General features: G+C 61.1%; 21 protein-coding genes. 9 read left to right on the plus strand and 12 right to left on the minus strand.

Annotation, left to right across the window (positions count from 1 at the left end):
* Positions 1 to 70: 70 nt before the first annotated feature.
* From VGG64_01985 to VGG64_01995, 3 genes are all read right to left on the minus strand, one after another.
* The gene (locus VGG64_01985) at positions 71 to 775 is read right to left on the minus strand and encodes a nucleoside deaminase (GenBank protein ID HEY1598343.1); all 705 of its coding nucleotides are present in this window, start codon (positions 773 to 775) and stop codon (positions 71 to 73) included.
* A gap of 580 nt (positions 776 to 1,355) precedes the next feature.
* Positions 1,356 to 1,784, minus strand: a complete 429-nt coding sequence (locus tag VGG64_01990; protein ID HEY1598344.1) for an Rrf2 family transcriptional regulator — start codon at positions 1,782 to 1,784, stop codon at positions 1,356 to 1,358.
* Between the two features lie 27 nt (positions 1,785 to 1,811).
* Positions 1,812 to 2,630, minus strand: coding sequence for a phosphoadenylyl-sulfate reductase (locus tag VGG64_01995; GenBank protein HEY1598345.1), 819 nt, complete (start codon positions 2,628 to 2,630; stop codon positions 1,812 to 1,814).
* Positions 2,631 to 2,983: 353 nt separating this feature from the next.
* Between VGG64_01995 and VGG64_02000 the strand changes: the two genes are divergently transcribed.
* The gene (locus tag VGG64_02000) at positions 2,984 to 4,480 is read left to right on the plus strand and encodes a rhamnulokinase family protein (GenBank protein ID HEY1598346.1); all 1,497 of its coding nucleotides are present in this window, start codon (positions 2,984 to 2,986) and stop codon (positions 4,478 to 4,480) included.
* Positions 4,481 to 4,559: 79 nt separating this feature from the next.
* Here VGG64_02000 and VGG64_02005 read toward each other — a convergent pair whose 3' ends face one another.
* Positions 4,560 to 4,961, minus strand: a complete 402-nt coding sequence (locus VGG64_02005) for a type II toxin-antitoxin system VapC family toxin (protein HEY1598347.1) — start codon at positions 4,959 to 4,961, stop codon at positions 4,560 to 4,562.
* A complete protein-coding gene (locus VGG64_02010) occupies positions 4,958 to 5,209 on the minus strand; it encodes a hypothetical protein (protein ID HEY1598348.1) in 252 nt (83 codons plus the stop codon). Before VGG64_02010 ends, VGG64_02005 begins: the two co-directional genes overlap by 4 nt.
* A gap of 450 nt (positions 5,210 to 5,659) precedes the next feature.
* Here VGG64_02010 and VGG64_02015 point away from each other — a divergent pair, with 450 nt between their 5' ends.
* Both VGG64_02015 and VGG64_02020 read left to right on the plus strand, forming a co-directional pair.
* On the plus strand, positions 5,660 to 6,709 hold the full coding sequence (locus VGG64_02015) for a Gfo/Idh/MocA family oxidoreductase (GenBank protein HEY1598349.1): 1,050 nt from the start codon (positions 5,660 to 5,662) through the stop codon (positions 6,707 to 6,709).
* A 680-nt stretch (positions 6,710 to 7,389) separates the two neighbouring features.
* Positions 7,390 to 9,081 carry a S41 family peptidase gene (locus VGG64_02020; GenBank protein ID HEY1598350.1) on the plus strand — a complete coding sequence of 564 codons (1,692 nt, stop codon included), beginning with the start codon at positions 7,390 to 7,392 and terminating at the stop codon, positions 9,079 to 9,081.
* 125 nt (positions 9,082 to 9,206) lie between these two features.
* Here VGG64_02020 and VGG64_02025 read toward each other — a convergent pair whose 3' ends face one another.
* The gene (locus VGG64_02025) at positions 9,207 to 9,962 is read right to left on the minus strand and encodes an SDR family oxidoreductase (protein ID HEY1598351.1); all 756 of its coding nucleotides are present in this window, start codon (positions 9,960 to 9,962) and stop codon (positions 9,207 to 9,209) included.
* A 131-nt stretch (positions 9,963 to 10,093) separates the two neighbouring features.
* On the minus strand, positions 10,094 to 11,476 hold the full coding sequence (locus tag VGG64_02030; protein ID HEY1598352.1) for a DUF4147 domain-containing protein: 1,383 nt from the start codon (positions 11,474 to 11,476) through the stop codon (positions 10,094 to 10,096).
* Between the two features lie 82 nt (positions 11,477 to 11,558).
* On the opposite strand from VGG64_02030, the gene VGG64_02035 reads away from it, so the two are divergent.
* Positions 11,559 to 11,762: a hypothetical protein gene (locus VGG64_02035; GenBank protein ID HEY1598353.1), complete on the plus strand. Its 204-nt coding sequence runs from the start codon at positions 11,559 to 11,561 to the stop codon at positions 11,760 to 11,762.
* Between the two features lie 14 nt (positions 11,763 to 11,776).
* Here VGG64_02035 and VGG64_02040 read toward each other — a convergent pair whose 3' ends face one another.
* Positions 11,777 to 12,979 carry a hypothetical protein gene (locus tag VGG64_02040; GenBank protein ID HEY1598354.1) on the minus strand — a complete coding sequence of 401 codons (1,203 nt, stop codon included), beginning with the start codon at positions 12,977 to 12,979 and terminating at the stop codon, positions 11,777 to 11,779.
* Between the two features lie 720 nt (positions 12,980 to 13,699).
* On the opposite strand from VGG64_02040, the gene VGG64_02045 reads away from it, so the two are divergent.
* The 5 genes from VGG64_02045 (at position 13,700) to VGG64_02065 (ending at position 19,974) form a co-directional block, all read left to right on the plus strand.
* Positions 13,700 to 15,958: a glutamine synthetase III gene (locus VGG64_02045; protein HEY1598355.1), complete on the plus strand. Its 2,259-nt coding sequence runs from the start codon at positions 13,700 to 13,702 to the stop codon at positions 15,956 to 15,958.
* A 367-nt stretch (positions 15,959 to 16,325) separates the two neighbouring features.
* Positions 16,326 to 16,982 (plus strand): TetR/AcrR family transcriptional regulator, encoded by a 657-nt coding sequence (locus tag VGG64_02050; GenBank protein ID HEY1598356.1) that lies wholly within the window; start codon positions 16,326 to 16,328, stop codon positions 16,980 to 16,982.
* Between the two features lie 110 nt (positions 16,983 to 17,092).
* The gene (locus tag VGG64_02055) at positions 17,093 to 18,892 is read left to right on the plus strand and encodes a redoxin domain-containing protein (GenBank protein HEY1598357.1); all 1,800 of its coding nucleotides are present in this window, start codon (positions 17,093 to 17,095) and stop codon (positions 18,890 to 18,892) included.
* Between the two features lie 193 nt (positions 18,893 to 19,085).
* On the plus strand, positions 19,086 to 19,538 hold the full coding sequence (locus tag VGG64_02060) for a GNAT family N-acetyltransferase (protein HEY1598358.1): 453 nt from the start codon (positions 19,086 to 19,088) through the stop codon (positions 19,536 to 19,538).
* A gap of 238 nt (positions 19,539 to 19,776) precedes the next feature.
* Positions 19,777 to 19,974: a hypothetical protein gene (locus VGG64_02065; protein HEY1598359.1), complete on the plus strand. Its 198-nt coding sequence runs from the start codon at positions 19,777 to 19,779 to the stop codon at positions 19,972 to 19,974.
* A gap of 43 nt (positions 19,975 to 20,017) precedes the next feature.
* On the opposite strand, the gene VGG64_02070 is transcribed toward VGG64_02065, so the two are convergent.
* The 4 genes from VGG64_02070 to VGG64_02085 all read right to left on the minus strand — a co-directional run bounded on the left by VGG64_02070 (position 20,018) and on the right by VGG64_02085 (position 25,357).
* Positions 20,018 to 21,673: a hypothetical protein gene (locus VGG64_02070; GenBank protein HEY1598360.1), complete on the minus strand. Its 1,656-nt coding sequence runs from the start codon at positions 21,671 to 21,673 to the stop codon at positions 20,018 to 20,020.
* Positions 21,674 to 23,017: a DUF1501 domain-containing protein gene (locus VGG64_02075; GenBank protein HEY1598361.1), complete on the minus strand. Its 1,344-nt coding sequence runs from the start codon at positions 23,015 to 23,017 to the stop codon at positions 21,674 to 21,676. It lies immediately after the preceding gene.
* A 54-nt stretch (positions 23,018 to 23,071) separates the two neighbouring features.
* Positions 23,072 to 24,787: a DUF1549 domain-containing protein gene (locus VGG64_02080; protein ID HEY1598362.1), complete on the minus strand. Its 1,716-nt coding sequence runs from the start codon at positions 24,785 to 24,787 to the stop codon at positions 23,072 to 23,074.
* A 108-nt stretch (positions 24,788 to 24,895) separates the two neighbouring features.
* Entirely contained in the window at positions 24,896 to 25,357 is a 462-nt protein-coding gene (locus VGG64_02085; GenBank protein HEY1598363.1) for a hypothetical protein, read from the minus strand.
* Between the last annotated feature and the right edge of the window lie 263 nt (positions 25,358 to 25,620).

The raw sequence follows: 25,620 nt of genomic DNA on the forward strand, positions 1-25,620 counted from the left end.
CGCGCTTGGCCGGCATGGCCTTTTTCTTCGTGCGTAGACGGACTACGCCTGCCTGCGCCTCGACGATCGACTAGTAGTCGACCTTGTCCTGACGGACGGCGTATTCCTTCCAGACTTCGACGGCTTCCGGACGCAGGATGGTCTGCTCCGAAATCGCACGGTCTTCAACCGGCTTGGCGAACTGCTCGTAGATAAAGGCGTCGTCGAAGTTGCCGTACTTCTTCGAGTCACCCACCGTTGCACCGTAGACAATGCCGTCCAGACCGGCCCAGTAGGCGGTCGCCAGGCACATCGGACACGGTTCGGACGAGGTGTACAGGATGCAGCCGTCCAGCTTGGGCGTCTTCAGCAGGGCGCACGCCTGACGAATCGCGTCCATCTCGCCGTGCCAGGTCGGGTCGTTCTGCGCAACGACGTGGTTCATGCCGTCGGACAAAACGTCGCCGTTCCTGTTGACGATCACCGCGCCAAAGGCACCGCCGACCTTGTATTCAACGCCCGCCTTGCGCGAGTTGGCAATCGCGCGACGCATAAACTCTTCGTGCTTGTCGGTCGGGAAACGGCCCAGAATCTCGGCCGAAGTGATTCTCGGCTTGTCGCTGGGTACGGCACCGGTGGTACCCATATCCTTGGGGACCGGAATGAAAGCCATAGCGGTCTTCGGGCTCGAAGCCTGCAAGAACCACATCACGGCCACGACCAAACAGCCGCTCACGATCAAACCCAAGATAATCCGCCCCGCACGCGCCTTGGAACACATTTGCGAACAGTTCATAACGCGACTCCAATTGACCAGTAGATCGGTGAAAACCAGAACGTTCCACAACGTGGACCGAGGTGAGGGATGGTTCTCGTGCTCCACGCGCCAAGGGTAGGTCACCTGCTTGGCACGGCAACTGAACGAGCAGCCGCGGCGGGCCATCGAGCGGAATGCAAAAACGCCCACTGCTGCTGACGCCGATCGGGCCCGTTGTAGCGATCGCCCGTAGCGAATACGCATCACCGTGGCGATAAGGCGGCGCCGCGAACCGGCTTGAAAACGGGCTGCCGGTCCAGTCTGCGTTGGAAAATAATGACCTCGGGTGACACGGGCACCCGCGCTTCGCGGATGTGCTGAATCCCTGCGGATCGGCTTCTAATCCGACCCAGTCACGCGCCCCAGATTGGCGGCGCATGGCGCGGCCATTAGTGTTTGTCGAAAGGCATGCCCACGTGGCGTGGGCATGGCACCCGATGGGTTGCCTGCAGCGCGGACGTGACAGAAGGATCGGTTCGGAGGTGGCGCTGGGAAGCAGCTTCCCGAGAGCCGATGCCGGTGGCCCGCTAGCTACTACCTACCGACGACCGCGCGCTTGTCAGATGTAGTACATGTTTTCCGCCTGGTGGCGGGCACGATCGACCAATTCGTCGAAGGTGATCTTTTCGAGCATCTTCTTCTGCACTGCGGCGACTTCGCGCCAGGCGGATTCCAAAACCTTGGCCACGACCGAGCCGGGGGCGGCGCTCGTGGTCACTTGCTCGTCGGGACCTTCAGTGACGTTCATCACCTCGGCCAGCGTGATCTCCTCGGGCGTCTTGGCCAACTGATAGCCGCCGGCGGCGCCGCGCGTGCTCACCACTAAACCTGCCCCCTTCAACTGCAGCAGAATTTGCACGAGGAACCGTGAGGGAATGCCGTGCTCTTCGGCGATTTTGCGTATACGCACCGGCTCGCCGATTGGGTAACTCGCCGAGAGTTCGAGCATCGCAATGCAAGCGTATTCGGTCTTGGCGGAGACTTTCACAGGCGTGGTATTTCGTCGTGGAAGTTGTCAGTCGGCGGTATGCAGTCCGCACTCGACTTTGGCCGTTCCGCTCCAGCGGCCCGCGCGTTCGTCCTCGCCAAACATCACCGCTCTGGTGCAAGGCCAGCAACCGATGCTGGTGTAGCCTTGATCGTGCAGCGAATTGTAAGGAATGTCCTGGCTGGCAATCAGCTTCCAGACATCCTTCTTGGTCCAGTTGGCCAACGGGCTGATTTTGACCAAGCCAAACTTCTTGTCCCAACCCACGATCGGCGCTCGCGCCCGATCGGCACTCTGGTCGCGACGAATGCCGCTCATCCAGGCCCGCATACCGATCGCTGCCTGGCGGAGAACGGTTACCTTACGGTCAAAGCAGCATTTGTCAGGATGATTCGTATAGACCGGCCCATCATGCTGGGCTTCATACTCGGCGACGGTTGTCGGGGCGCTCTTGTACTCGACCGCGATTCCATAGCGGGTCAAAATCCGCTCACGCAAGGCGAGAGTCTCGGGAAACTGGTAGCCCGTCTCCAGGTTGAACACCGGCGTCCGTGGCTCGACCTCGGCCAGATAGTGAATAATGACGCAGCCCTCGGGACCGAAGGCCGTGGCCATCGTTAGCTTCGGAAAATAATGCTGCACGGCCCAGGCGATGATCTCGCGCGGGCTGGCCCCTTCCAGGGCCTCACTATGCTCGCGCAACTGGTCCAGCATCTCCTCCGACGGGAGCGTCGGATTCGCGATAGCGGCCGGGGTTTCAGGCACTGCCCGCAGGGATTTCCCGTTCGCCAAGCCCGTGTTTGCTGCGGTCGTATCCAAAGTTTTCATGTCCGCAGGGCTAATCACGGGTGCATGCTCCGGCAAACCCCAGCCAGGGGAGGGGTTAGTTAAGATTTCAATCATATGAATGTTGCCTAACTAAGTCAACTATGCGGTCCTGTCTTGATCATCGTCGGCTTCGTCCGCGGAACTTCAGCCGATATGCGCCGGTTGTAGCGGTCATTGGGGCCACCCGCCGGACGCCGCCGGGAACCGCAAGTCCTTGGCCTTCCGTTGCTTGACTAGCCTTTCGCAACCCGTCACGATCGCTGCTTGGCCGCCGTGGCGGCTTGCCGCGGACGCATCCCGACCAGGGATCGCCTTTCCAAACCGGACCGGTGGCCTGCGCCACCTTGATTGCATCGCAGGGACACAGTGCCATGCCAACAGAAGAAGTCTATTTAGCAGTCGATCTGGGAGCCTCGGGGGGGCGCGTGCTGGCGGGCTTGTTGGATGGCCGGCGCTTGCGGCTGGAAGAGGTGCACCGCTTCGACAATGGCGGCATCCCCGCCGCCGGAGGTCTGTACTGGGATTTGCTCGGGCTTTGGAGCCAGATCGTCGTCGGCCTCCGCGCCGCCGCGGCACGGTTTCCGGGGCGAGTGAAAAGCGTCGGCGTTGATACTTGGGGGATCGACTTCGCCTTCTTGGGGCGCGGCGACGTGCTGCTCGAAAATCCACATTCGTATCGCGATCCACGATGCGAGGGGATGATGGAGCGGGCCCTCGAGCGAGTTCCCCGCGCCGAGATCTTTTCCAAGACCGGCGCCCAGTTCCTCAATATCAATACTCTCTATCAACTGCTCGCACTCAGCGAACAGAACTCGCCCCTATTGGAAATGGCCGAGTCGTTTTTGATGATGCCCGACCTGTTTCATTGGCTGATGACCGGCGTCAAGGCAAACGAATACACCGATGCCAGCACCACCCAGTTCTTTAATCCGACCAAAGGCCGCTGGGCCACCGGCTTGCTCGGGCAACTGGGGATTCCGTCGCATTTTCTGGGCGAGATCGTTCAGCCGGGCACGAACTTGGGCCCGCTCACGCGTCAGGTTGCCGCCGAAACCGGACTCACTGGTGTGTCCGTCGTCCTGCCGGGGACGCACGACACGGCCAGCGCCGTGATGGCGGTGCCGGCCCGCGGAGAAGTAAGCGAACGGCCCGATTGGTGCTACATCAGCTCGGGCACGTGGTCATTAATGGGCGCCGAGCTGCCCGCCCCCGTGGTGACGGACAAATGTCTCGAACTTACCTTCACCAACGAAGGGGGCGTGGGGGGGCGCACGCGGCTGCTAAAAAACATCATTGGGCTATGGCTGGTGCAAGAATGCCGTCGCGTTTGGCAGCGCGCCGGCAAAACGTTTAGTTGGGACGATCTGAATCGAATGGCCGCCGCCGCGCCGCCGTTGGCGTCGCTGGTTGATCCCGACGATGGCGCCTTGATGGCCCCCAGCGACATGCCCGCCACGATTCGCACATTGTGCCAGCGCAAGGGCCAGCCCGTGCCGCATGACGAAGGAGCGGTGATCCGCACCGCGATCGAAAGCCTGGCGCTGCGCTATCGGCAAGTCCTGGGACGGCTGGAAGAGTTGACCGGCGGCCCCGTGAAAACGATTCACGTGGTGGGAGGTGGCACGCAAAACCAACAGCTCTGTCAGGCCACGGCCGACGCCTGCCAGCGACACGTCGTAGCCGGACCCGTCGAAGCTACGGCCATCGGCAACGTGATGGTGCAAGCCATCGCCAGCGGCGCCGTAGGATCGATCGCCGAAGCACGCGAGATCATCCGCGAGAGTTTTCCGGTTGTTAACTACGAACCGCGCGAGGGAGACGCCTGGGCCGAGGCGGCCGAGCGCTTTCAGACATTGACCAAAGGTTGATGCAGTGCGAGCGTTGGCGGCCACGCCAGGGGAGAGAAGCGCGGCTTGGGCGTGGCGACCGCGCGAAAACGGTCGCCTTTTATTCCTGCAACCAATCGACGACACGAAGACCAGGAACGGGTTCAAAGTGTCGGGTGTTGTGCGTTACCACGGTGAGATCGTGAACCACAGCGACGGCTGCGATCATTAGGTCGACGGAGTTGACGACCGTTCCCTTCGTCAGCATCAGGCTTTGTAGCTGACCGAATTGCCGCGCGCAATGGCGGTCGAAATCGATCACTGTAAGATCGGCAAGTAGATCGTGCTGCAGAACCGCCAAAAGCTCTTCAGGTTTCGCGCGCCGAAAGGCCCAGGTATAGAGCTCGCCGAGCACGATCGTCGGTAGATACAGATGTCCGCTGTGCTGGACAAAACGGTGGGTTAGTCCAGTCCGACGTTTGAGGTAGGCCGAGCAGATGTTGGTATCGAGGAGAAAGCTCACCCAGGAATCTCGCGATCGATTGATCGTGCGCGAGCCGCCTGAATTTGGTCGAGGATCTCGTCGTCTTCGGGTCGCCACAAGTTGGCCAAGGCACCGGCAGAGCGTAACAAGCCCTCGGGGCTGCACGCCGATCGACCCGCCGCACGTAACGTGACTTCAACCTCTTGGCCGTCGCCCAGCCCAGGATCATTCGCCAGTTCGATAATCCTGCCACGAATGACGCCGTGAAGATTTGATGGAACGTTCATACGCACCCCCGAAATTCATACGCCGGTTGTAGTCCCCGCGGAGCAATACTCATGGGCGGATATAGGGCATCGTGGCGGGTTCTCTTGCAGTCAATTCTACTGCCGAAACGCCGGCTGCTGAACATGCGTCCGCCAAAACGCGTCCGAATTCTGGCTCGTCGTTGACTGGGTCCCAGCCTGAGCCGTCGCCGCTTTCTAGGGATTTGTAGGCACCGACGCCCCTCTCAATAAAGGCGCGCCTTTGCACGTCCCCGTGGCGGCGATGAGCAGGATTGCCACCTCGTGACCGTGCGGGGCCTGACGGGTGACATCTGTTGTTTCGTTCATTACAACAATCTATCGCGTGTAGCACGACCGGGCCATTGTGACGCATGACACGCCGCAAACCGCCTTGTTCGCGACAGTTTCAAAGCACGCTAGTCCACGGCATCACTGAAAGAGACACCACGCATGATCAACGTTGGTATCGTCGGCATCGGATTTATGGGCATGATTCATTATCTCGCCTACCAGCAGGTGCGCGGCTGTAAGGTCGTTGCCATTGCGACGCGGGATAAGAAGAAGCTGGCCGGCGATTGGCGGGGCATCCAAGGGAACTTTGGCCCACCCGGCACGCAGATGGATTTGCGTGGAGTACACGGCAATGCGGATTGGCGTGCGATGCTCGATGATCCGACGATCGACGTAGTGGATATCTGTTTGCCGCCGGCGCTGCACACCGAAGTGGCGCTGGCCGCCTTTGCCGCCGGCAAGCATGTGTTTTGCGAGAAGCCGATTGCCCTGACGACGGCCGACGCCACGCGCATGGTTCGCGCCGCCGCCAAGGCGGGCAAGCAATTGTTGATCGGCCACGTATTGCCCTTCATGCCCGAGTATGCGTTTGCCCGCGCCGCCATAACGGGCGGCAAGTACGGCAAGCTGCTCGGAGGAAACTTCAAACGCGTAATTGCGGATCCGCTCTGGATTCCGGATTTTTATGACGCTGCCCGGGTCGGCGGCCCCGTCGTCGACCTGCACATTCATGACGCGCATTTCATTCGTCTGGTGTGCGGTATGCCATCGGCCGTATTCAGCACGGGCCGGATGCGCGGCGAGGTCGTGGAATTCATCGACACGCAATTCCTCTTTGGCGACCGGCAACTGGCCGTCTCGGCCACCAGCGGCGTCATCGCGCAGCAAGGCCGCAGCTTCACGCATGCTTTCGAGATCTATCTCGAACGGGCCACGATCCTGTTCGACTCGGCGGTATTTGCCGGGGTTGCCACCACGGCGACACCTCTGACGCTGCTCACGGCAAAGGGCCGCGTCGAGCATCCGGCGCTCAAACCGGTCGACGCTTTCGCCGCTGAGTTAGGCGAGGTCGTAAGCGCGGTCAAAGCCAACAAACCGTCGGAGCTGCTATCGGGCACACTGGCACTCGATGCCCTGATGCTTTGTCAACGCGAAACGGAATCGGTCCGCCTGGGCCGCGTCGTGAAGCTACCTGCCGGAGCGCGATAGCAACGGTCTGTCACCGCCGTCGGGTTCCAGGGCTCATAGAGATATAGCCTCCGAGGGCACAGAGAACTTCGGCAGAGAGAAGATGCCGATTGATGGTCCCCTAGAGTTCGAAGTTGCGGGGTGGCTCTGATCGTCGGTTCCTTACTTCTCTGTGATCTCGGTGGCTAATCGTTTAGGCGTCCCATAGCCTATCAATATCAGGAACCTTGTACGGGCGTGTGATTGCGCCAGCCGCTTTACGGCCGCGCGTACTCGGGCGTCGGCGAGGGGCAAGTCCTGCTCGGCCAGATTCCTGTTCACGTGCGGTTTATGACGGGCATGCTGTCTACGCCACTTTTGCGACAGCACGCCCTACGCTGTGCGCTCTCGGGACTTGCGCGTTCCCGCCTGCAATCGTCGCAGCTGCGTCCTTGGGCACGTTGGCATTTTCTGATGCGAAAGGACCGGCGGCGGTGCGAATCTGCAGCCTGTAGCGAGCGCGCTGCAAGCCCTGCGCAAAAGTTTTTTGACCGTCTTCGTATCGTGACCTATATTGAATTTGGCCGCGGGGCCTGACGAATGCCCCGTGTCCCTACAACCGGCAGCTTGGTTATTTCCCGCGCCCGTGTACGCCCGCCTCCGAAGCCCTGCGACCGACATCCGGCCCGTCTCGCTGAGCGGCTACAACCCAGGACCTGAACATGCACCGTAGGGTTCCGTTTGCGCTTTGCGCCCTCTTGCTCTCGCTGGTCTCGGCGTTGTCTGCGCCGTCGCTAGCGGTGGCTCAGATTTCGATCGTCACCCCTCCCGCCGCCAACGTTCCGGCCGGCGGCAGTCCCGCGCCAGAACTCGAACGCGGACAGACTCTCGAAGGGGAACGACGCTGGGGCGAGGCTCTGACGTTTTACGAAGAGCAGCTGCGCAAATTTCCCCACGATCCGGCGCTCGAGCAACGGCTCGAGCTGTCCCGCATGCACTACGAGTTGGGACGTCGCTACAACGACCCCAGCTACAAGCGGGCCATCAAGACCATGCCCGAGCGTGACGCGCTGGATTTGTACGGCGAAGTGCTGTTGAAGATCCAGTCGCACTACGTCGAAGCCCCGAACTGGAAACAACTGATCGACCATAGCACGCGTGCCTTCCAGGTGGCGCTGGCCGATCCAGTGTTCGTAGAGAACTCACTCCCGCGCTTGCCGCAGGCCCAGATCGACCGCTTCCGCCGCGAGGTCGACGAGCGCGTGGCCAGCTGGCAGATTACGAATCGTCATCAGGCTCGTGATGCCGTCGTATATATTGCCCGCCTAGGACGCGAACGTCTTGGGTTGAGCAACACCGTCACGATTCTGGAATACACCTGCGGTGCGACCAGCGGCCTGGATGCCTACTCGACGTTTCTCACAGCCGACCAGCTTAACGAAGTCTATTCGCAGATCGAAGGCAACTTTGTTGGTCTCGGTGTCGAGCTCAAGGCCAGTGATCGTGCTCTGCTGATCCTCAAAGTGATCACCGGCAGCCCAGCCGAAAAGGCGGGCATTCGTGCCGGCGATCGCATCGTGGCTGTTGACGGCCAGTCGACTTCGGAGCTGTCCACCGACCAGGCAGCGAACCTGTTGCAGGGCAAAGAGGGGACTTTTGTCGAGGTCACTTTGCAGGCCACGGACGCGACCTCTCGCAAGTTGCGCATTCGCCGCGAGCAGATCGAAGCTCCTAGTGTCGACGGCGGCCGCATCGTCGACGAGAGCGCCGGTGTCGCCTACCTGAAGATGCACCAGTTCCAGAAGACGACTGTTCGCGAGCTGGACGCCGAACTGTGGCGCCTGCACAAGCTCGGCATGAAGAGCCTGATCCTGGACCTGCGCAACAATCCCGGTGGCCTGCTAGCGGTAAGCGTCGAAGTCGTCGACAAGTTCGTCGAGGGAGGCATCATCGTCTCCACTCGCGGTCGCGGCCCGCAAGAAGACTACAAGTACACGGCTCATGCCGATGGCACGTGGCGGATGCCGCTGATCGTGATGATCGACGGTGACAGCGCCAGTGCCAGCGAAATCGTGGCCGGTGCTATTCGGGATCACCGCCGTGGTCTCATCGTCGGCAGCACCAGTTACGGTAAGTGGTCCGTGCAAGGAATCTTCCCCTTGAACCAGGGCAACTCCGGGCTGCGGCTGACCACGGCCAAGTTCTATTCACCGCTGGATCATTCTTACAGCGGAATCGGCGTGCGTCCGGATGTGGAAGTGCAGCAAGTTGCCAAGCCCGTCGTCGATGCCAACGACCACGCCGGCCTGGTGGACGACGGCAGCGACGCTCCGCTGGAAGCCGCCGTTCGTCTGTCACGCGATCAGCTGGCCGGCAAGTACAATCGCCTGCCAGCCGATGCCAGCCGCCAGTAAGCGGTGATCGATTGAGTGCTGAGCGCAGAGCGAAACACTCATAACGCGCCCGCAACGGCCGCCTAAACGACGATAAACGGACGTCTTGTCCAGCACTCGTCGCTGCGGGTTTCGCCCCAGGCGATTCACGCCATCATCAGCCTTCCGCCCGAGGCGACGATGCTTTGCCCTGTCATATAGCTCGATTCGTCGCTCAGCAAAAAGCGAATCAGCGCGGCCAGCTCCTCGGGTTTGCCAATCCGCTGCAAGGGTGTGGCGGCGATCACTTCGGCCTTGCGCTCTGGCGGTAGCACGTCGGCCATCTCGGTGTCTACCAGGCCGGGCACGACGCAATTGACGCGCACGTTGTGCGGGGCGAAGGCCTCGGCACAACAACGCGTCAGGGCCATCACGCCCGCCTTCGAGGCCGAGTAGTGGATCTGCATCTGTCGCGGCAACAGCGCAGCGATCGACGAGACGGTGACGATCCGGCCGAAACCGCGTTCGATCATTTCGTCCTTGACGGCGAATACTGCCAGATAGGCTCCGTTCAGGTTCACGTCGATCATTTCTCGCCAGGTGTCATAGGTCAGCTGGTTATGGTCGGCGATGTTGCTAATGGCGCCGCAATGGGCGAGAAACGAAATCGGCCCCAGCTGGCTGCGCGTGCGCGCGACCAGCCGCGCTACGTCGGCCGGCTGCGCGGCGTTGCACGGTTCGGCGATCGCCTTCCGCCCTAGCTGGCGGATCTCGGCCACGGTCTGCTTAGCGTCGGCAACGCGCGAGCCATAGCTGATCGCCACATCGGCCCCTTCACTCGCCAGGCGTAGTGCCGTGGCCCGGCCGATGCCACGCGAGCCGCCTGTGACCAGCGCCACGCGATCTTGAAATTCCGCCGACATGAGACCTCCTGAGAGTCTGGTTTCTGATACTTATTGGAAGTGCTGGCGCGCTCGCGTCATACGCACGGCTGCGCACGCGGACGCATGGTGGCTATGCGCAAAACCGTCAGTGGACCGCCAGCGACGAGCAGTTAGCTCTGACTGCCGACGTCATTTTGGCGCTCTGGCGGGTCGACCACAATCACCCGCACATCGCATACATTGGTGTGCGTGGGCCCGGTCTTGACGAGCGCGGCGAGCGGCTCGAAATAGTGATAGGCGTCGTTGCGGCGTAAATAATCGGCCGTATCGAGACCGCGCGACTGGGCTGCGACAAGAATCTGCTCGTCGAGTAGCGCGCCAGCGGCATCGGTTGGTCCATCCTCTCCATCAGTGCCGCCCGAAATCATCGCAAAGTGATCGACGTTCTCGTGGGCCAGTTGTTCGGCCGCGGCCAATACGAGCTGTTGATTGCGCCCGCCCCGCCCGCGCGTCTCGGCCGGCGCTAGCTTCACCACCGGCTCGCCTCCGCTCACCAGGCAGTGCGGTCCGGCTGCCCGTCGCATGACCAGAAGTTTGTCGGCGAGCTGGCGTCCTACATCTTCGGCAAAGCCTTCTCGCGGATTTGTCGGCGCCGTTTCGACCGTATAACCCAGCCGCGCCGCCTCACGGGCCGAGGCATCCACGGCCGTGGAATTGTTGCCGATTACCAGGTTCGTGGCCGGGCAGCCGGTTCGATGGTCAGATCGTTTCGCAGCAGACCGCAGATAGTCGAACACCGCCGGAGCGATGCCAGCCTCCTGGGCATGAAACTTTTCAAGCACGGCCAGGGCGTCGTCCGGAGTCGACGGATCGTCAACTGTCGGGCCCGAAGCAATGATGTCCAAGGGATCGCCGAGCACGTCAGAAATAATGAGCGTAACCAGTCGCCCCGCCCGACACGCGCGCCGCAGACCCCCCCCTTTGATTCGGCTGAGCTGCTTGCGGACCGTGTTGAGCTGACGAATGTCGGCCCCCGCCGCGCTCAGATGCCGTGTGACAGCCAGCTTGTCGACGAGCGAGATACCCGCAACCGGAGCCGGCAATAGCGCGCTTCCGCCCCCCGAAATGAGCGCCAGACAAAGATCGTCGGCCGTGGCTTCCCCAACTAAACGCAAAATCTGCTCCGCGCCCGCGGCCCCCTCGGGCGTGGGCTCGTTCTGTCCCGGTTGTCGCGCGGTGTGCAAATGAATCGCCGCGAGCGGTCGCACACAGTCGGCCGGCACATTCAGCCAGCCTGCCACCTGCTTCTCGGCAAGCAAGCGCGGCCCGAGAGCCTGCTCGACACCTTCGGCCATGCCGGCTCCTGCTTTGCCGGCGCCGACTACCACGATGCGGCGGATGGCCTTCAGATCGTATGAATCGTGACCCACGAACAGCCGATCCCCTTCGACGCGCAAGGCGTTACGAACCAGCAGTCGCGAATCAACGGCCGCCACGCCGGCACGCCAGATCTGCAAAGCATCGGCGGCTAGATTACGGCTTTCGCTCGGCACGGCGATTCGATCTGGAGGAAGTAAAAAGATAGAACTCGTAAAGGAATTGTAAAGTTGCGGGACTCACAGAAGGAGTAAGGCAATGGCGTGCATGTCTCCGTTTAATGCGCGAGAATCGGTCCGCACTCCGGGCGTCGGAGAGATTCAACTAGCCTTCACGTACGGAGGCGAGCACCAAACAGAGCCTCCTTCGTTTCCCTCCCAGCAAGAATTCATGGCGGTTAAATCGCAAAAATTTGCTCCGTTTGCGTTTGGCCAAGAAATCGGCGCGGCCCGCTATTTCTGAAGTATGACGATCGCTTACGAGCCCAAAGCCAACCCCCGACCGCGGCGTGGATAGAACAACAGCCCTAGCACCACAAGTAAAGGAAGGGCGAGTGTCGAAGGCTCGGGGATCGTCGCGCTCCAGGCTTGGAGTTGTCCTTGGGGATTGTATCCGTAGCCAACGACAGTTCGGCCATCGGCGGAGATCGCGGTCGGAACGTACAGATTCCACCCAGCGACATTCGTGGCACCATGAGCGATCAGATAATCCTGCAACGGAAGCATGCCGGTATTCTGCGTCCAAAGGTACGCCTGATGGTTTAGATTGCTTGTGCCGAATGTGTTCCACCCAACGACAATCGAGCCATCGCCAGAAACCGCCACAGCCTCGGTCGATGTATAGCCTGCCGGCAGCCCAAGGTTCGTGACCGTCCCATCCTTCCACATCAGCGAGGCGGAATTCCCGCCGTTCGTACCGCCATAGCCAACGACTGTCTGGCCGTCTGCTGACACTGCCAGGGCGACGGTTGAGTTTTCACCTTGCGGGATTACCAGCGGTGTCATGATCCCGCCCCCCATCCCATCGGCGACCCAGCGGAACGCCTGATTGGAACTCGAGGCGGCGGATACGCCATGGCCGACGACTACGTTTCCGTCGGCCGACACTGCGGTGGCTTCGCTGAAGTTGATAAAACCACCAGGCAGAAATCCCAGGCCGGTCATTATGCCGTTTTGCCAGCGGAACGCCTCGGTATTCATGCTGGCGTCGAAGGCTTGACCGACAACGATCGAGCCGTCGAAAGAAATGCCAGCTGGAATTACTCCGTCATTCGTCGACAGCTGACCGAGCGTTGACAGGTTGCCGCCCCTTAGCAACAGGTACTGTGCAGAGAGCGAGTCGCTAAACCCTTGACCAAGAATCGTCGAGCCATCGCCTGAAATACCTTTTGCGTACCCTATGAACCCATTATCGGGCAGGTTGGTGAGTGGCGTCATCACCCCATTGGTCCATACAACCCCTTCTTCAAAGTACGGCGAGAAAATCGATTGATTGGTTTGAGTGTAACCGACGATCATTGTCCCATTGGACGAAACGCCCATTGCGCCGCTCTGGCCATGAACGAATGGCAATCCCTGAAAACTATCGGCGAGCGTGATATTCGCTGTGACAATTCCAACAACACTCGTCGTCACCGCGATTAAACCATTCCGCAACGAATGCAGTTGCAACGCGAACATTATTGATGCCCTATTTTTTGTGCGATCAGTTTTTAGATGGCCCTCTCGCCGCGTGAAGCGAGCAGGCCAAGGCGCAGAGCAGTATCGCCGAAAAGCCGAGTATCACCGCTAAACACGGCAAACGACTGGGGTAAGCGTGTCGCGCCGCTTGACATCGCTTACAACCCCCCAAGGCGTCAGCGTTCGAAGGCGACCAGTAGCGTGCTCCGCAGCGCAGCGCGAGTGAGATAGAAGATGCGAAGCAACTGCCCGATTCTGGCCAGCAGCGACCATTCCAAGGTATCCGCCCCTGTACCGAATCGCAATAAATTGTCGATTCCCCTACGAAATTGGTCCGCATGCGGCTGAGGTGCAACGTTCCTATGTTTCACATTTGACTGTAAGTGGCTGATGGCGTGGCCGTGCGAGTCGCCAACGGCTCGCGCAATTGCTGCTTACACAGGGGGCAGCGCCGGAGTGCTTAACTTTTGGCAAACAGAGAGCCGGCCGTCAGCTTTCGGCCATAACCCTTGATTCAGACGGCAGTTTCGGCATACTAGGGCCACGACAAGCCGTTTTTATGGCCGCCCCGGCACGCCGATTGCCTAAAGCTCGCGCAGCGGAAGGATTGTATCCGCGCTTCTGCGCCACGGATCGGCGAACGATTTCTGCTGTTCGCTTGGGCTAACGTCCTGTTAGGCGGTCGTCCCCAGCGTCAAGTTTCTGGAAGGGATGAAATCAGTGAGTACCCACGTCCTCGGTGGCACTTCGACCAATGGAAATGGTTCGGCGGCGGCTGGCAACTCCCATGGAGCGCCTGCGCACGCGTCGGCACGTTCGGCCGCGATCTCGGCGGTGACGAACTGGCGCCCGAGCTCGCCCCCCCTGAGCTTTGCCGACACCGCTTCGCACGAGGTATTCGGCGCGAATGTTTTCAGCCGCTCAGTCATGAAAGAACGGCTGCCCAAGCCCGTCTTCAAGGCGCTCATCAAAACAATCGAGTTGGGGGCCAAGCTCGATCCCTCGATTGCCGACGTCGTGGCCGCGGCCATGAAGGATTGGGCGATCTCGAAGGGAGCCACCCACTATGCTCACGTCTTTTACCCGCTGACCGGGCTGACGGCCGAAAAGCACGACAGCTTTCTCTCGCTCGATAGCGAGGGGAACGCCTTGGCCGAGTTCAGTGGCAAGGCTCTGATTCAGGGCGAGCCCGACGGCTCTAGCTTTCCGACCGGCGGTATTCGCGCCACGTTCGAGGCGCGCGGCTACACGATCTGGGACGTAACGAGCCCGGCCTACATTTTGGAGAACCCCAACGGCACCACGCTGTGCATTCCCACGGCGTTTGTCTCGTGGACCGGAGAAGCGCTCGACAAGAAGACCCCCGTACTGCGGTCGATGCAGGCCCTGAACAAGCAGGCTCATCGCATTCTCAAGCTGTTCGGCCACGACGACGGAGCCTTCGTGGCGTCGACAGCCGGTCCCGAGCAAGAGTACTTCTTGGTTGATCGCCACTTCTATTTCGCGCGGCCCGACTTGTACACAGCAGGCCGCACGCTGTTCGGAGCCAAGCCACCGAAGGGGCAGGAATTCGAAGATCATTACTTCGGCGCCATCCCCGAGCGCGTGCTGGCCTTCATGTTGGAAGTCGAGCGCGATCTGAGCAAGCTCGGCGTGCCGGTGAAGACCCGTCATAACGAAGTGGCGCCGGGCCAATACGAGATCGCGCCGATCTTCGAATCGGCCAACCTGGCGACCGATCATCAACACCTGGTGATGATCACCCTGAAGCGCGTCGCCGAGAAATACGGCATGGCTTGCTTGACCCACGAAAAGCCCTTTGCCGGCGTCAACGGTTCGGGCAAGCACGTCAACTGGTCGCTGGGTAGTGCCTCGCAAGGCAACCTGCTCGATCCCGGCGACAACCCGCACACGAACGCCCAATTCCTGGTGTTCTGCGCGGCGGTCATTCGTGCCGTCAAGAAGTATCAAGGCTTGCTGCGGGCGGTCGTCGCCACGGCCGGCAACGATCACCGCCTAGGCGCCAACGAGGCTCCTCCGGCGATTATCTCGATCTTCCTGGGCGACCAACTGACCGACGTCTTCCAGCAGATCAAGGCGGGCGGTGCCAACAGTTCGATCGCCAAGGGAACGCTCACGGTCGGTGTCGACGTGTTGCCGCCATTGCCGAAGGATGCCGGCGACCGTAACCGTACCAGCCCGTTTGCCTTTACGGGCAACCGCTTCGAGTTCCGTGCGGTGGGATCGAATCAATCGATCGCCGGCCCGCTCGTTGCGATGAACACCATCATCTGTGAATCGCTCGACTACTGTGCCACCAAGCTCGAGGCCGCCACGGCCGGCAAGCCCGACGCCCTGCACGGAGCTGTGCAGAAGTTGTTGACCGAGATCATCAACGAGTCGGAGTCGATCGTCTTCAACGGCGACGGCTACTCGGCCGCCTGGCACCAGGAAGCCGCCAAGCGAGGATTGAAGAATCTGAAGTCCTCGATCGACGCTCTTCCCGAGTTGAGCGATTCGGACGTGAAAGCCCTGTTTATCAAGTACGGGGTGCTATCCGAGCGCGAGTTGCAAAGCCGCTTGGACATCTACCTGGAACAGTATTGCAAGACGGTCCGCGTCGAAGCGCTGCTCACGATTGAGATGTCCAAGACGTTGATCTTCCCGGCCGTCATTCGCTATCAGAACGAACTGGCATCGACCTGCGCCAACCTGAAGCTGGTCGGCTACGAGTTCGATACCGACACGCTGGACAAGATCACCGAGTTGGTGAAGTGCCTGCAGGACAGCACCTCGATGCTGGAAAAGGCCCTGGCCCATCACGGTGCCGCCAGCCTGGACGACGAGGCGCGTCACTTTTGCGAAGAAGTGCTGCCGGCCATGTCAGCCGTCCGCAAGTACGCCGACGAACTGGAAGGCTGGGTAGCCGACGACCTGTGGCCGCTGCCGACCTACCAGGAAATGCTGTTTATCAAGTAGTTCGAGCCTCGGATCGATCCCGTCGCGCGTATTGCGACTGCGCGCGACGGGATCGCCGTTTTTTTGGGCGTCTCAGCAGCGGGCCAATAGGACCTCGCAGCACCCGCGTCCAAGACAACTCCGCGGGGCGCGGGGAACTTAAAAAGTCTCGCGCCAACTGATGGACCTGCCTCGCTAATTGCCGAGAGCATGGCGTCTGCCCACGCCAATTCACGTTCCTCCTAGTGCGATGCCAGGTTTCTTTGCCGCCCGTTGAAGCGGGTCATCTGGCCGTTATGGCTCAATTTGGGCGAATTGCCGTTGACGGTTGCGCTTGTCCTGAACTAGAATCAGATTCTGTTTCTGGTTCTACGAGGAGCCCCGAGTTATGGCCGTCGCCGCCGAGCCGAACGTCAAATGGGCCCACCCACATACGCAAGCGCGCAGTGAAGAAACGCTCGGGCGGATACTGGATGCGACCGAGGCGCTGCTGACCCGGCACCCGTTCGAGGAAATCTCGATCGGCGATATCGTCCGCAAAAGCCGCTCGTCCGTGGGGGCGTTCTACGCCCGCTTTCCCGACAAGGACGCACTCTTGGGGTGCCTGTACGAGCGTTTCCGGCAAGAGCAGGCGGAATTGACCGACGCGCTGTTCGATCCGCCGCGGTGGCAGAACCAGTCGCTCGCGGCGGTCCTGGCCACAGCGATTCCGTTTCTCGTTCAGTTGCATCGCGACCGGCAGGGACTCTTGCGGGCCTTCGCGGCCAAGGCCTGTAGCGACGAGCGCTTTCGCCAGGTCTGGAAACAAGCCCGCGACCATGCCGCCAAACGACTCAAGGAATTGGTCGCCGCACGAACGGACGAGATCGCGCATCCTGATCCCGAATTGGCCGTCGAGGCGGGCCTGTCGATGGTGATGTGTACGGTCGAACTAAAATTGCAATTAGGTGAAATCGACGACCCAGCCATGGATGTGCTGGCGCAAGAACTGGTGCGAGCGCTCGTGGCTTATACGGGCATTCGTAACATGGCGGGCGTTCAGTAAACGAAATAGGCGAGTGGTCTCGCAAACACGAAATGAGCAATTAGCGGGTTGCCCGCGCTGTCTTTTCTACTGTCAAAAAAACATCGGCCTCAGGCTATTGGGACGTTGCGATGATTGCCAACTTGCGTTTCCGTGGTGCGATGGTCTTGGTCATGCTCTCCTGTGCCTGGTGTTCGCCGGTCGCGTCAGGAGCCGAAGCGTCGGACGTGCTGCCGAAGTGCCTTGGCCAGAAATCGCCTGATTTTCGCCTGCCCGATGCCAGCGGCCAGGAACATGCACTAGCCGATCTGCAGGACGCGCGCTTGGTTGTCGTGGCCTTCTTGGGCACCGAGTGTCCCCTGGCAAAACTGTACGGACCGCGCCTCGAACATTTAGCGGCTCAATACGCGGAACGTGGCGTACGTGTGCTGGGAATCGACGCCAACGTGCAAGACACCCCTGACGAGGTCGGGGCCTACGCACACGAGCATGGGATCACGTTTCCTCTGTTGGTCGATCGCGGCAACATGATTGCCGACAAGCTGGGCGCCACCCGCACTCCCGAGGTGTTCCTGTTGGACGAAAAACGCGTCGTGCGCTATCAAGGACGCATCGACGATCAATTCGGCATCGGCGTGCAAAAGGCCAAGCCCACACGGCAGGATCTAGCCACGGCCATCGACGAATTGCTGGCTGGCGGAAACGTGTCCCAGCCCGAGTTGCCGGCCCCAGGATGTTTTATTGGTCGCGTGACGCGTCCCGCGGCAGACGCCGAGATCACCTATTCGCGACAGATCGCGCGCATCTTCCAGCGGCACTGCGTGGAATGCCATCGCGAGGGCGAGATTGGCCCGTTCGCCATGACGAGCTATGCCGAGGTAGTCGGCTGGGGCGAAACCATCCGCGAGGTCGTTGACCAAGGACGCATGCCCCCCTGGTTCGCCGATCCCAAGCACGGGAAATTCGTCAACGATCAACGGCTCTCCGACGAAGAAAAACGGCAAATCACGCAGTGGGTCGCCTCGGGCTGTCCCGAGGGAGATCCTGCCGAGCAGCCTGCACCGCGCACGTTTGTCGACGGTTGGAACATTCCGCAGCCGGACGTGGTCTTCAAGATGCGCGCCGAACCGTATCAGGTTCCGGCCGAAGGCGTCGTGGATTACCAGCACTACGTCATCGATCCGGGATTCACCGAAGACAAATGGTCGATTGCCAGCGAAGCCCGGCCGGGCAACCATTCCGTGGTCCATCACATACTGGTGTTTTTGCACCCGCCGGGCCAGCCGCTCGAGATTGGCCGCGGCTCGCTGCTGGCGGCGTATGCTCCCGGCTCGCCTCCACGGCAAGTCCAGAAAGGCATGGCGAAACGGATTCCGGCCGGGTCGAAAATCATCATGCAAGTTCACTACACGCCCAACGGCCGCCCACAGCAGGATCTCAGCTCGCTGGGCCTGGTGCTGTGCGATGCCAAGGACGTGAAGCAGGAAGTCGAATCCGGTTGGGCCGTGAACTTTGCCATCGCCATACCACCCGGCATGGCGAACTACAAATCTTTCTCGATGCACCGATTCGAGGATGACCGGCTGCTGTTGATCCTCACGCCGCACATGCATATGCGCGGCAAATCGTTCCGTTACGAAGCATGGTATCCCACCGGCAAGCGCGAGGTGCTGTTGGATGTTCCCCGCTGGGACTTCAACTGGCAAATCGACTACGTGCTGGCCGAGCCGAAGTTGATGCCCAAGGGGACGCAGTTACGCTGCTTCGCGACGTACGATAATTCGCCGTCGAACCCGGCGAATCCCGACCCCAACAAATGGGTCTTCTTCGGCGAGCAGAGCTGGGACGAGATGATGATGGGTTGGTTCACCGCCGCCACATTACCCCCCAGCCCGCAGGCCGGCCCGACCGAAGTGACCGGCGGACAATAATCGGGCGGCGGAACATGCAGACCACGGGTAGTGGCATGCCTGCCCCCTCTGCGCAATGCGCTATATAGATGGCCGATCTGGAAAGCGCGAACCTGGTGGATGGACCAGACCTCTTTGCACGAGCCGATCGCTACGTGCGTTGCTATAGGGGTGGACCGTGTGAAATCGTTTCTTGATCAAGCTGAGGGCTGGCATGCAGATCCAAACCGTCACCGAGGCCAACTTTGCTGAAGTATTGCCGCTGGTGGCGGCCTATCAGCAGTTCTATCTCGCCGCGCCCGATGCCGAACGCAACCGCCGGCATTTCTCCCGATTTCTTACGGATCACTCGCAAGGAATCCTGTTCCTGGCCCGAGCCGACGATGGCGCCGCCGTCGGAATGGCGACCTTGTACTTCACCAACTCCTCGGTGCGGGCTTGCGTGCAATGTTTGATGAACGATCTTTACGTGGCGCCGAGCGCGCGAGGGCAAGGGATCGGCCGGGCGCTGATCGAGCACTGTCGGCAGCATGCCCAGCAGCTTGGCTACGACGCGATTATCTGGACCACGGCAACATCGAATGCCACGGCGCAGCGGTTGTACGACAGCCTAGGTGCCACCAGCAGCCAATGGCTGCACTATCGACTACCGTCGGTGGCTTCCTGAGCGAGCCTTCGATGGCGCCTCGCTTTCTCTTTTTGGTTGAAGAACGAACCAATCATGTTTGCGCGTTATTGATGCCCAGGCTTACGGTTTATACAGGGCATTTGCGCATTCGTGGGCCGGCCGGTCAGTACAATGCGGCTACGATTTTTCGCCTGCTAGACGGCTAACAATCGGTCCGCACGTCACGCGGCGTCTTGTTCGTACCAGACGATCGAACCACACGGAGGGATTTGAAACGATGCCCGCCTTCGTCGAGTTCCACCATAAAAATCGCAAGGTGATTCTGAACCTGGAACAGGTGTGCGTCATTGAGGAACGCGCGGACAGTCCCGACTTGTTGATTCGCTGCTCGAATGCCGAAGATTATCTGGCGGTCGGCGCCGAGGGTGAAAAGGTGCGGGCCGCGCTCCGCGATTTCTGGTGTGCGACCAAATGAACGTCGCGGGGGTGTCGCTCGCCGGAGTGTCACACGCAGTGGGCTACGGCGCGGGGGCCGCGGCTGCTTCGTCGGCATCTATCAGGCCATCCCGATTCTTATCCAACCGTGCGAACGCGTCCGCCGTGCCGAGAAATTCTCGCGCGCTAAGATCACCATCCTGGTTTCTATCCATCGCCACGAACCATTCCGGACCCGCGGCATGCGCCTCGCGCTTTGACCCACCCAGACCCAATCGCGCCCCGGCAGTGCGGGCGTCGGCAAACTCGGCCGACACGCGAAATAGTTCCAGCGTCAGCCGCTGCGTGATCTCATCCCCTGCCAGAAAATTATCGCCGTTGCGGTCCGCCACGGCGATCAATTGCGGCGCGGCCAGAATCTCGCGCACAGAGAGCTGATGGTCCGGAGCATCTGACGTGCTGTCCAAAAGATCGAATAAGTCCTGCCCTCCGTTGATGACTCGCAACACCAGCCGCGTGCTGGCCGCCTGCACCCTGGTGTGCAGATAGGGCTTGAATTCCTCCGGCGAAACCTTGCCGTCTTTGTCGGCGTCCATCGCCACCAGCGAACCGGCCACGAGCGACGCGCGCTGACACTCGGCCTCGTCCAGGTAACCGTTCTTGTCGCCATCGTAGTCAGCAAAGGGAAACTCGTCGTCGATGCTGCGGCCCGGATTGCGATTATGCCGCCTTAGTTCGATCTCGAGTCCACGCCCTTCAATCCGCAGGTCGCCCGTGAGCCGACGATGAATCGTAAAAGCCGAGGCTTTGCCGCTGGCATTCGACCGCCGTGTTCCGGCGGGACCAGCCCCGATCGGAATCGATACTTCCAGATCGAAGTGTTGCTGGTAGGCCGCGGCCAATTCGTCGGCCGTCGCGCGGCCGGAATCCGCGTCGGACAATTGGCGCACGATCGCTGGCTCGGGCAGTAGTTCGGCATCGTCGCCCGCGATCGAGAGTTGGCCGTCGTGGTTGCGGTCGTAATGCTTTAGCAAGGCCGCGGCAATCTGCGCGCGAGAGACGTCAGACCCCAGGGCCAGCACGGTCGATGGCGTCTCGCCGATCGAATTCCCTTCAGACACGTCCGATTTCGCCACGGCGCGCGGATCGTCAATCAGTTCATCGGCGGTAATGGCTTCGTCATCGTTGAAGTCGCGACGCCGGAGCAATTGCTCGGCGGCCTGTAATTCGGCCAGCGATAGCCGACGATCGCCGTCGGAATCGAGGATGGCGAAGATGGCCGTCCCGTTCACGCTCGGCTCCTCGCGCACAACCAGCGGCGGCGCGGCCTGCAGAAAATACGCGACCATTTCTGCCGAGCCCAACGTGGCGCCGTCAACTGCCAATCGCTTTAATTCCGCCACCGCCTCCCGGCCCGGTCCACAAATCATGCCGGCCAGCTTGCTGGCTTGCTCGACCGTAATGCGACCATCGCCATCAGCATCGATGTCGGCAAAGGCCCGCTCGATGCGCTCCTGCCACGCTTGCCGGAACGGGGTTTTATCCACTGCAATGTGCAGCCGCAGCGCGAGCGGCTTCAAGGGCGTGAAGAGTATCAGGTCCTGTACATCGGCAGCCACTTCGTCGCGGGCTGCGACAGAGGCGTTCACCTTTACCGACGTATCAAGCGGCGCATCGTCTGCCGCCAATACCGCTCCGCAGCCAAACAGATACACAACCGCCAGGCACAACCGCTGCATCTAAAGAATCTCCGCCAGCGGCTGGGCCTTGCTATCGACAATACCGATCGGCCGGCCCGTGTTCGAGATGTTCTGCTTTGCCGGATCGATGTCCAGAGCCTGGCAAATCGTGGCCAACAGGTCGGGCACGGCGACCGGGCGGTCTTCGATCGTGGTGCCATCGGCGCTCGTGCGGCCGATGGCCTGGCCGCCGCGGATGCCGCCGCCTGCAAGCACAGCGCTCCAAGCATTTGGAAAGTGATCTCGCCCGCCGCCAGGATTGATCTTGGGGGTACGGCCGAATTCCCCCATCCACACGACCATGGTGCTGTCGAGCAAGCCGCCAGCGCGCAGGTCGTCCAAGAGAGCTGACCAGGCCGGATCAAGCACTCCGCTGAGTTTCTTCACGGTCTCGAAATTATCGGCGTGCGTGTCCCAACCAAGTACCTGGTTGTCGACGCCGCTGAGCGTGACCTCGACAAACGGGACGCCCCGCTCGACCAATCGACGGGCCAGCAGGCAACCCTGACCGAATTTGCTTTTGCCGTACCGCTCGCGGGTGGCATCGGTCTCTTCGCCGAGTTCGAAAGCCTTGGCAGCGGCGCTGCGCATCAAACGCACCGCCCGCCCGTAAGCCACGTCATGCGGGGCCGCGGCCGGGCGCTCGCGGATGAAGCGGTTATTCTGCGCCGTTAATAACGACAACCGGCCGTCGACCGAATCCGGGCTAACTGTGTCCGGCAGCGCGAGGTTTTCTACCTTCAGCGCCACCGGGCTGTTGCCCTCGCCGCCACTAGGGCCGTCGCCAACCACCAATGGCGCGTAGTTCGGACCTAAAAAACCTGGCCCGTAAGCGGCCGGCGCAAGCGATCTGAAAGGCGCGATGCTGACAAAGTTCGGCAGTTCGGCATCGTCGTGCCCCAACTCCTTGGCCACCAGCGATCCCAGCGTGGGATAGCGAATCGCACCCACCGGCAGATAGCCCGTGCGCACCAGCGTGGTCGCACGGCCGTGGTCCCCTTCCTTCGTGGTCATTGAGCGGATGATGGCCATGTCCGAGGCATGCGTCGCCAGGCGCGGCAAGTGTTCCGAGATCTTTACGCCCGACACCGTGGTATCGATGTCTTTGAAAGAGCCGCCGTTGTCCGTGCCCGGTTTCAGGTCGAAGGTATCCATCTGGCTCGGTCCGCCGTTCATCCACAGCAGGATGCAGCTGCCGCGCCGCTTGGCAGGATTGCTGGCCGCGGCCAGCGCTTCCAGCCAGCCCGACATTGAGCCGCCCAGCACCCCGGCCGCCGAGAGTTGCATCCAACGGCGACGATCGCTGCGCGATAGATCCGACAGGCGTTTCAACAATCGGCTCATGCTCGCCTCTCCTAGAATCAGCGGCTGAAATCGGCACGCGATTCGCCGCTGGCATTAATGGTTGGACACGAACTCGGCACTATTCAAAAGCACCCACAGGACATCGGCCAAGCGGCCGTCTTGATCGCCGGCTTTGACGTAGGCCAGGAATTCGGCCGTTTCGTCATCGTGGGGCATGCGACAAAGTGTCGCTAAAAACAACATGTCCACGCGATCTTTGGCGTCGACGAAGGGGATCTTGCGGATCGCGGTCAATGTCTTGCTACGGTCGACGCTGGTCGCATCTCCCACCAGCTTGCCGTTCATCAGCGTCAGGGCTTGCACGATCGTGGTTTGATTTTCACTGCGCTGGCGCCCCTCGGCGGCAAACTTGTTGCGAAAATCAACCCGCACCGAATCGGCCTGAAACGGCTGCGCGTTGCGCGGCGGCGGCGCTTCGTAAAAGCCGGTCGCCTGCACCAGGCTGTCGAATAGCTGATCGGCCGTCATGCGGCGCACAGGCATGCAGGCGAATTGAGCGGTTAGGTCCGTGTCGGTCGTCGGAACCTTGCTCGACAACTGATAGGCGCGCGACAGGGCAATGCCGCGCATCAACTGCTTGAGATCAAACCGCGTGGCAACAAATTGCTCGGCCAACTGCTCCACCAACTGGGCGCGGCGCGGGTCAGGCGCTTCCACGGAGTCAGCTGGTGCGGAAAGGCTCTTGCCGAAAAACTGCTCCCAGACGCGGTTCACGGCCGCGCGGGCAAAAAACGGATTTTGCGGGTGCGTCATCCATTGGGCGAGCGCCGTCCGATTGCCAATCTCGGCCCGCCACGTGGGAACGGACCCGTCCAAAAACTTTGGCAGCGCCACCATCTCGGTACCGGGGATTTTCAATCCGCCCCGATCGAAACTGTCGGACAGCGACACCATCATCATGTTGTCGGCAGTCGGCCCATCCAGGCCGCGAAAGAACGCCGCCAGCGACCAGAAATCTTCTTGCTTCCATTTGGCGAAGGGATGGTCGTGGCACTGGGCACATTCGACCTGCACGCCCAGGAAAACGCTCGATAGGCTGGCGGCGATGCTTTCTGGCTTGCGTTCGTTCGCCTGGAAGAAGGCAATCGGACTGGGAATGGTCCCGGCCAATGGTTGCCCGCGGCGCGTGGGCAGGGCGCTGCTGCTGGATACCAACTCTGCCACCAGTTGGTTGTAAGGCGTGTTGGCGGTGAAACGCAGTCGCAGCCACGACTCCAGCTCGGGTAACGAAACACGCAACTCGGGATTCGTCCCCAACAGCAAAGTATCTCGCCAGGTGTTGGCGAAGTGGGATGCGCAGATCGCGCTCGCCAATAGTTGGTCGACAAGCCGCTCGCGCTTATTGGCCCCTGTATCGGACAGAAACTCTCTGGACTGCGCGACGGAAGGAATCTTGCCGGCCAGGTCCAGGTAGATACGTCGCATGAACTCGGCGTCGTCCGACGCAATCGTCGGTTCGATGCCCGCCGCCAACCACGCCTCGGCCAGTGCCTGGTCGATTTGCGCCGTCATCTCTCGCGCGCGGGCATGATTGGGCGCGGCCAAAGCCGTCGCCGCCGGCGGCTGAACAGCAGGCAGTGCTGCCGGTGCCTCGGCCAGACCATGCAGCGGATTTAAGCACCAGCCGTACACGCCGATGCATAGAAATGTCAGTGCGAGGAATCGGCCGCGGCCGCGCACCGCCACAAATCTTGAAACATAACGGCCGACCCGGAATCGGGTCTGTGGGCCCTGCCATAAGAACGCCATCGCCAGTTCCTCAGCCTGCCGTCTGGATGAAGCGACGCTGAGGCTGATTCTACCCCTGTCGGCCGCACGCGCAAAGCGAATTCTGCGGTGCGGCCGAAAGCCCCCGGCCTAATAGTCGTCCACCGGCGCGATCGAGTACGGCTGCTCGGCGATCCGGCCCAGTTCGTCCAACGTGCGACGCTGCCCCACAGAGGGCCAGCCCGAGATGCCGGCCAGTTCCGGCATGACGTCCAGCAGTTGGTCGATCAGGCGCTCGGCCAGGGTGTGCATGCACGGATCCTGCGAACTCTCCAGGATCGTAGCGGCCGTTTTCATGACTTTTACCAGCGCCGCACGTGCCAGCACCGGCTGCGAAAGTTGCAGCATGGGCTCGTTCAGCAATTCGGCCACGGGCACGTCCAGCAGCTTTTGCCAGCGATACAGCTCGCTGAGCAACAGGTCGTAATTCTCGTTCTCTTGCCGGCGGACCTCGTCGGTCGACAGCAGCAGCCCTTGCCGCGCCGCCCTCAGCGATACTCCCTGTTGCGCCCGCACCTCGGCGATGCGGTGCAACGGACCACTGGTCAACAAGAGATCTCTCGCCCCGGAAACTCGGCCATTGCTCGGCCGCCGGCAACTACAGTCGTGATCTTGATTCGGCATGACCATGTTACAACTTCCTCAATTGAAAGAATCCCACCCTGATTGAAACTGCCGCCGAAATTCTGCGGCCCCGGTAACTCCAACTATTCCTTCACTCACGGCCCTCGCCGCGAGTGGTCACCTGTCAAACGCTGTCGCCGCGTGCAAACAGACTGCGTGCGGCGGCAATGACGACCAGCGTCACGTAGGTC

The organism is Pirellulales bacterium (genome assembly GCA_036490175.1).
Classification (GTDB): Bacteria; Planctomycetota; Planctomycetia; order Pirellulales; family JACPPG01; genus JACPPG01.